General features: G+C 60.9%; 7 protein-coding genes. 2 read left to right on the top strand and 5 right to left on the bottom strand.

Annotated features, from left to right (window positions below; genetic code table 11):
- The first annotated feature begins 195 nt into the window (after positions 1–195).
- A complete protein-coding gene (locus FJ398_25230; GenBank protein ID MBM3841196.1) occupies positions 196–942 on the top strand; it encodes a tannase/feruloyl esterase family alpha/beta hydrolase in 747 nt (248 codons plus the stop codon).
- 574 nt (positions 943–1516) lie between these two features.
- Here FJ398_25230 and FJ398_25225 read toward each other — a convergent pair.
- The 5 genes from FJ398_25225 to FJ398_25205 form a co-directional block, all read right to left on the bottom strand.
- Positions 1517–2077: a methyltransferase domain-containing protein gene (locus FJ398_25225; protein ID MBM3841195.1), complete on the bottom strand. Its 561-nt coding sequence runs from the start codon at positions 2075–2077 to the stop codon at positions 1517–1519.
- Between the two features lie 204 nt (positions 2078–2281).
- Positions 2282–2947: an isochorismatase family protein gene (locus tag FJ398_25220; protein MBM3841194.1), complete on the bottom strand. Its 666-nt coding sequence runs from the start codon at positions 2945–2947 to the stop codon at positions 2282–2284.
- 6 nt (positions 2948–2953) lie between these two features.
- Positions 2954–4321 carry a hypothetical protein gene (locus FJ398_25215; GenBank protein ID MBM3841193.1) on the bottom strand — a complete coding sequence of 456 codons (1368 nt, stop codon included), beginning with the start codon at positions 4319–4321 and terminating at the stop codon, positions 2954–2956.
- A 182-nt stretch (positions 4322–4503) separates the two neighbouring features.
- Positions 4504–5556 carry a Gfo/Idh/MocA family oxidoreductase gene (locus FJ398_25210; GenBank protein MBM3841192.1) on the bottom strand — a complete coding sequence of 351 codons (1053 nt, stop codon included), beginning with the start codon at positions 5554–5556 and terminating at the stop codon, positions 4504–4506.
- Positions 5557–5669: 113 nt separating this feature from the next.
- Positions 5670–6035: a hypothetical protein gene (locus tag FJ398_25205; GenBank protein ID MBM3841191.1), complete on the bottom strand. Its 366-nt coding sequence runs from the start codon at positions 6033–6035 to the stop codon at positions 5670–5672.
- Here FJ398_25205 and FJ398_25200 point away from each other — a divergent pair.
- A partial coding sequence (locus tag FJ398_25200; protein ID MBM3841190.1) for a hypothetical protein occupies positions 6025–6211 on the top strand: 187 nt, incomplete at its 3' end. The two genes, FJ398_25205 and FJ398_25200, sit on opposite strands and share 11 nt — an antisense overlap.

Here is a 6211-nt window from a genome sequence, read left to right as displayed (position 1 = left end):
GTCAGGCGCAAGCGGCGCGGGCTCTTGAGGGACTCGAAGAAAGCGCCGACCTCCCGCGTGTCAAGCCTTTCCTGGATCGGGAAGGCACTTTCTTCGCATCAGAATGAACTTTCCCACAAGCGGCGACTCCCCTGATTCCCGACTTCCCAGCGCCTAACCAATGCGCGGCGCGGGCCAGCCTCAGGCAAAAATCCCATCCGAATCTTGGACACCATTCCTCTGGTGGGAACGAAGGTCGGCGAGGACACGTTCACGGAAGCGGACGCCGAAGTGGTCCGCAAAATCTGGGAAGGCTCGCGCGGGCAAGACGGATCGTTCCTCTGGCACGGCCTGGCACGCGGCACGGACCTTTTTGCCCTCGCCGGCACCACCGGTTCGCCTTTGACGGGACGTCCCTTTGGCATCCCGCTGGATTGGTTCAAATATTTCCTGGTTCAAGATCCGAAATGGGACTGGACCACCATGACGCCGGCTGTGTTCGAGATGCTCTGGAAACAATCCGTCGAACAATGGGGCACCGCCTTTGGTGCGGACGACCCGAACCTCACTCGTTTCCGCGATCGCGGGGGAAGGGTTATCATTTATCACGGGCTGGCCGACCAACTCATCCCGGCGGAGGGGACGATCGATTACTACAAACGCGTGCAGCAGCGAATGGGCGGGCCAGAAAGGACGGCGCAATTTGCGCGCCTTTTCCTGGCGCCCGGTGTCGATCACGGTTTCCGTGGCCGAGGTCCGACTCCCACGGGGCAATTTGAAGCGGTCATTCGGTGGGTGGAAGAAGGCAAAGCTCCGGAGATGCTCTTAGGCGAACGCCGCGATGCAAACAACAAAGTGATCGGAACGCGCCCGCTTTTCCGGTATCCTAACGTCGCGAAATACAAAGGCCGCGGAAGCACTGACGAAGCCGAGAATTTCGTGAGCGACGTGCCAACACCTTAGAGCGTGTCCGAAAATTCCGCGGGGTCCTGTTTTCGCGCCAAAGGCCGGATGGCGAGGCGCGACGAAGGAGAATATCCTCCTTGGATCTTCGACTGAGGAGCAACGAAGCCAGGCGGCCTTTGGCGCGAAAACCCTCCGGGCGGCGGGTCTTTTGTCCGTGGCCTGCGTTGGCTCGGTCCTTACAGCCCGCGTTGGGGATGCTCGGACCTCGCCGCCTTGGCCACAGCCAAAATCCCTCGCCGCAGGACCCCGCGCAATTTTCGGACACGCTCTTAGTGGCAACGATGCCGTCGAATTCGGGAGCGCACGCGCCCTCGCGTGCCGTGGTCGGCGCCCTCGCCGACCACACCATTTCCATCGAACCGGCCATCAACAAGTGATCTTCTGACGCGCTCCTTCCGACCGGCGAGGCGCCGGTCGGAACACGCGAGGCGCGTGTGCTCCCCAGTTCATGGCCGCACGCCTTCCGCCCAACACAAGCTATACCAGATCGCTGAATCGGGGCGGCGGCCCCATTGGCGCAACGCCCGCATGGCGCCGTCGAACCGTCTCGCGGGAAACCCAACGGGACCGGTCATAATCGCGCGCGCGGTCTCGATGACCCCGATAAGTAGCCCTCCCAGAGTTCGGCAAACCCCGGCGGTTCCGGCCAGAGCCGCAGCACCTGGTGATCGTCGTCCTCCAGCACAACGCGACCGCCGCGCCGGACGGCCCGGGCCATCTGGTCCACGACTCGCTCCGGTTCCTGCACGTGTTCCAGAACGAAGCGCGCATGCGCTACGTCAAACTGCCCCCATTCACTTTTCTTTAAGGGCAGCGCGAGCGCGTTTCCCCGTCGCCATTCCACGAGGTCGTCTTCGCTTTCGGCGCGCGCCTGGCGGCATGCTTCCGCCAGTTGTTCCTCGTCAGACTCGATTCCCACCACGTGTCCGCCGGGCCAAACTGCGCGAGCCATGTCGCGCGTGAATTGCCCCAACCCACTGCCGACGTCCAAAACGTTCTCGCCGCCGGTTAACGCCAGTTCGCGAAGGCACGCCCGGTTCAACAAGCCATTGAGATGCGACAATCGGCGCTGCTCGCTTCGCTTTGTTCCATGGAGGTAGGAATGACGTATCGCTCTTGCCATAACGCTCATTTGTAGCGACGAGCCACGGTTGGATCAATGTCAGCTCCTCAACATGCTCCAAAACGCGCCCAGCGATCCCTTCTCCCTTCGTGCGTGTTTAGCGTGGTAGGGACGGATTCCACTCCGTCCCAAATCAAGCCTTGAGGCAGACCGCCGCCCGGAAAGAGACGATGAGCCAACGGAGGCTCATGGGTTTTCCGCAACGCATTTGTTTCATGCGGACGTATCGACGGCGAGTCCGCGCAAGTATTTCAAAGCCTCATCGAGTCCCACCACGTCCGCGAATCGCGCCTGCAAATCAAACAAAGTGAACTCGTGCAGAATCTCGCTTCGGTCCTGGACTGCCTCACGGATGACAATGGGCCGGAGTTCATTCGACTTGGCGTCGGTGGCCGTCGCGCGGACGCAAGCGCTGGTCGAGCAACCTGTGATGAGCAGCGTATCGACGCGCCGCCCCAGGAGGTGGCCAACGAGCGCCGTGCCGGCAAACGCGCTGGCGTGTTCCTTGCAAACGATGTATTCGCCCGGCTGCGGCTTGACGCGTTCGTCAATCTCGCAAGCGCGTTGGTCCCACTTTCGGAACTTGGGCGAGAAATCTGCCGCGGACTTGAGCTGCGCTTGTGGGAAGGGAGAGGTGGTGTAAACGACAGGAATGTTTTTCGCCCGTGCCACAGGTAAGAGCTGTTGAATGGCCGCGAGGGCGCTGTCCAGCCGCGCCGAGCCGCCCGCATACGCCGGATCGGTCCAGCCGTAAGCCATGTCGATGACGATCAACGCCGGGCGGACGCCGAAACCGAACTTGTCCTGAAAGATGCCGCGCGTTTTGTAGTAGGCATCCACTTCGGACATGAGTGAACGCAAAGTGGCGAGTTGATTCATACGCGTTCATTTAGGTCTCAACCGCCGATTCAATTCATGCACCTTGCCGACAATCCGCTCCTCCAGCGTTGGCGCCCACGGACCGGGATGCGTGGCGCTGAACCGCATCGCGCCTTCCGCTTCGTAGCCACCTTCCTCGCGGACGCGTTTGCTGGGGATGTAGCCCATCACATCGTTCGAGTAGCCGGCGATCCAGACGATCGGCCCCGCCAACTCCTTCTTGAGCCGGTGCGAATAATCCACCACCACTTCCCCGCCGAGCGCGACCAGCACGAGATCACTGCCAAAATGGACGACCTGGACCGGATAAGGATAGTTCACCGGCAACTGTTCGCCTGCGTCCAACTTCGCGAGCATGCGTTCGGCGTGCTGTTTCTCATAACGGTCGGCCGAAGCAAGGCGCTTGCTGAACTCTTCCCGGGAAGGAATCGGAGCGTAATCGAGAAGGATTTCCTCGAAAGCCGCGCGCAGCGGACCTTTGATCTCTCGCGGGCGCTGCACTCCCATCGCGGCTTCGACGGCGGTCGCCAGCGTTCGTCCGTGCCGTTGCGCCAACTCGAACGTGCCCCGCGGATAAGGATTCTGATCCCCGCTGCACCCATTGATGAAGAGCGCGGTCGCGCCGGGATTGTCCGCCTGAAGATACTCCTGTGCGTAACCCGCGTAATCGCCGCAGAACTGGTAAAGCGCGAGCGTCGTGTTGTGACAAGAGTAGCCAAAAAGAATCGCGCGCGGCTTCCCGTCTGCATCCTGTGCGGTGAGGACGGGCACGTCATGGTCCACGGGACCGTCTGGGTTCGGGCTGTTTTGGTAGCCTCGCTCGGTAGGCAGCCGGCGATTCATGGCAAAGCCGGAGCGGGCACGGCTGTAGCGAAGCCGGGCCGGAGCGCGATTGTGCAACGCTTCGCCGATGATCCCGAAGAGTTTGTCTTCCAGTGCGCCGCCGTAGAGTTCACCGGCCTTCGCCGGCTTGAACTCGCCGTCGTCCGCGGGCGTGCGTCCGACGCGGAACTCCGGTCCGCTGTGCGTATGCGAGGCGTTCAACAACAGAAGCTCCGGCGGCAACTGGAACGTCTCCTGGACGCGTTTCTCCAGATTCTTCCGCATCGTCCGCGGAATGCCGATGAGGTCGAGTGTGACGACGACCAGCCGATGGCCTTGTTCATCTTCGATCGCCAGGGCCTTGGCAAAGAGATCTTGCTTCACGCCGTTGGACGTGTTGGTCCGGCTGGCATACCCGGCCATCCACATGTTCGTTTCGGGAGTGATGACAACGGAGGCAACGCCCGCTTTCCAGATTAGAGGCGCCTGCCCGGCAAAGGTGGACGGGACGAGGACTGCAAACAGGGCGGCAATTCGGAAGATCGCTTTCATTTTGTTGGGTCGTTTCTGGGTTCGTGGACTACCACCGTATCCCCTCAGTTAAGGTAGTTAAGGTGGGGCGAGGCTCCTGCCGAGCCAATGCCATCGAAGAAAAGCTCCGCAGGAGCGTCGCTCCACCGTCGTTAACTGAAGGGTTACTTACCACCGGCGAATTGGTTTGGTGACCTGGTTCGCTACAGCAAGACCGGTCTGCCTTCGCGCCCGGATTGATAAGCCGCCATCGCGACGGCAAAAGACTTTCGCGCATCCTGGATGGTGGAGATCGGCGGCCGATTGTTCTCCAGGCAATCGATCAAATGCGCCAGCGGCATCGGCGCTCCGGGATCGAACAGATCCGGCGCCTGCCTCTCGAAAATCCAATTTGACGCTCCTGCCGCGAGCACGGCACGCCCCGGGTCGCGGAAAAACTGCTCGATGATCTCGCCGCGGCTGCCGATGACTTCGAGCCGGACGACGCTGTTCTGCTTTGGGGAGGGGCCGGTTTTTCGAGGCGCGTTGATCGTCCAGGCGCCCTCCAAGGTCCCGAGTATTCCATTCGCGAAAGTGAAGGTCGCCAGACCCCAATCTTCGACCTCGATATCTTTATGAACCAGATTCGCCGTCTTCGCCTCGACCCTCACCACTTCGCTTTCGGCGAGCCAACGGAGCGTGTCCAACCAGTAAATGCCTTCATCGATGAGCGCGCCGCCCGGCACGTGCCGGGGATCGACGAACCATCCCGCATTCCCGGACCCAGGCCAATCTTCGGCGATCGACCAGCGGCTCGTTTGATGCATCACGATGATCTCGCCGATGTCGCCTCGCTCGATGCGCATTTTCAATTCCGACGCGCGCAGGCGCATGATCCCCTGAAACGGCACGCACAACACACCCGCGGCCTCAACGGCCTGAACCATCTGGTCCGCCTGAGCCACGCTCATGGCCATCGGCTTGCCGAGAATGATGTGCTTGCCGGCGCGGGCCGCTTGAATCGCGAGTTCGGGGATTTCGGAAACACGGCTGGCGATTTGCACGATGTCGATGTCATCGCGCCGGATGAGTTCGGAGGGATCGGAGCAACCTTCCACGCCAAAAGTGCTGGCAAACACCTCAAGCTTTGCTCGGTCGGCGCTGGCGGCGGCCATCAGTTTGGCTTTGCGATACTCGGGGAGCGCGCGCGCCAGGCCATAAGCGGAATACCAGTGGTCAAGTCCCAGGAGTGCGACACGCCACGCCGTTCGTTTCATTCGAGCGCAGGCCTTTCAAACCGCAGATGAATATCCATGGAAGTTTGCTGGCCGCGAGAAATACACCAAACCCGCGACCGATCACTGAATACTGATTACTTTGCCCGGCTCGCTCACGGCCGCAGGTAGGAAACAATCGTCCGCCATTTGGTGGGATTGTCCCCGGGCGTCTCGGTCGTCGGGTTGGCGCCGGTGCCGCCCCAAAGCTTCAGATCGAACGCGGCTTTGGTCGTGCTGAACTTCACATGGCCGTCTCCCCAGAGCGCATTGATCCCGTACGGATTCTGTCCGGTGGTGTGGGCCATTGTTCCCCACGTGTAAATCAGATCCGTCACCAAGGATCGCTGCGCATTCAATTCCGTGGTTTTCCTCGCGACCTGCACCCAGCCGAGCTTCGCTTCGTTCTCCTTTTTGGAAAGCACATCCGTTTGCGGAAAGTACATGTAAGTCATGTTCACTTGTCCATCGATGGCATACATGGGCCAGGGAACGGTGGCGCTCTCGAAGTATTTTTTCTCGAACGACACTCTCAGAGCGTGTCCGAAAATTCCGCGGGGTCCTGTTTTCGCGCCAAAGGCCGGATGGCGAGGCGCAACGAAGGAGAATATCCTCCCTGGATCTTCGACTGAGGAGCAACGAAGCCAGGCGGCCTTTG

It is taken from the genome of Verrucomicrobiota bacterium (genome assembly GCA_016871535.1).
Classification (GTDB): Bacteria; Verrucomicrobiota; Verrucomicrobiia; order Limisphaerales; family SIBE01; genus VHCZ01.
Note: the sequence above shows the minus strand (reverse complement) of the source record. Positions and strands in the feature narration are given on the sequence as shown.

Excerpts from the sequence above, each read along its gene's own strand:
- FJ398_25225 (MBM3841195.1), bottom strand. The coding sequence starts at position 2,077 with ATGAGCGTTATGGCAAGAGCGATACGTCATTCCTACCTCCATGGAACA.
- FJ398_25220 (MBM3841194.1), bottom strand. The coding sequence starts at position 2,947 with ATGAATCAACTCGCCACTTTGCGTTCACTCATGTCCGAAGTGGATGCC.
- FJ398_25215 (MBM3841193.1), bottom strand. The coding sequence starts at position 4,321 with ATGAAAGCGATCTTCCGAATTGCCGCCCTGTTTGCAGTCCTCGTCCCG.
- FJ398_25210 (MBM3841192.1), bottom strand. The coding sequence starts at position 5,556 with ATGAAACGAACGGCGTGGCGTGTCGCACTCCTGGGACTTGACCACTGG.
- FJ398_25205 (MBM3841191.1), bottom strand. The coding sequence starts at position 6,035 with ATGTATGCCATCGATGGACAAGTGAACATGACTTACATGTACTTTCCG.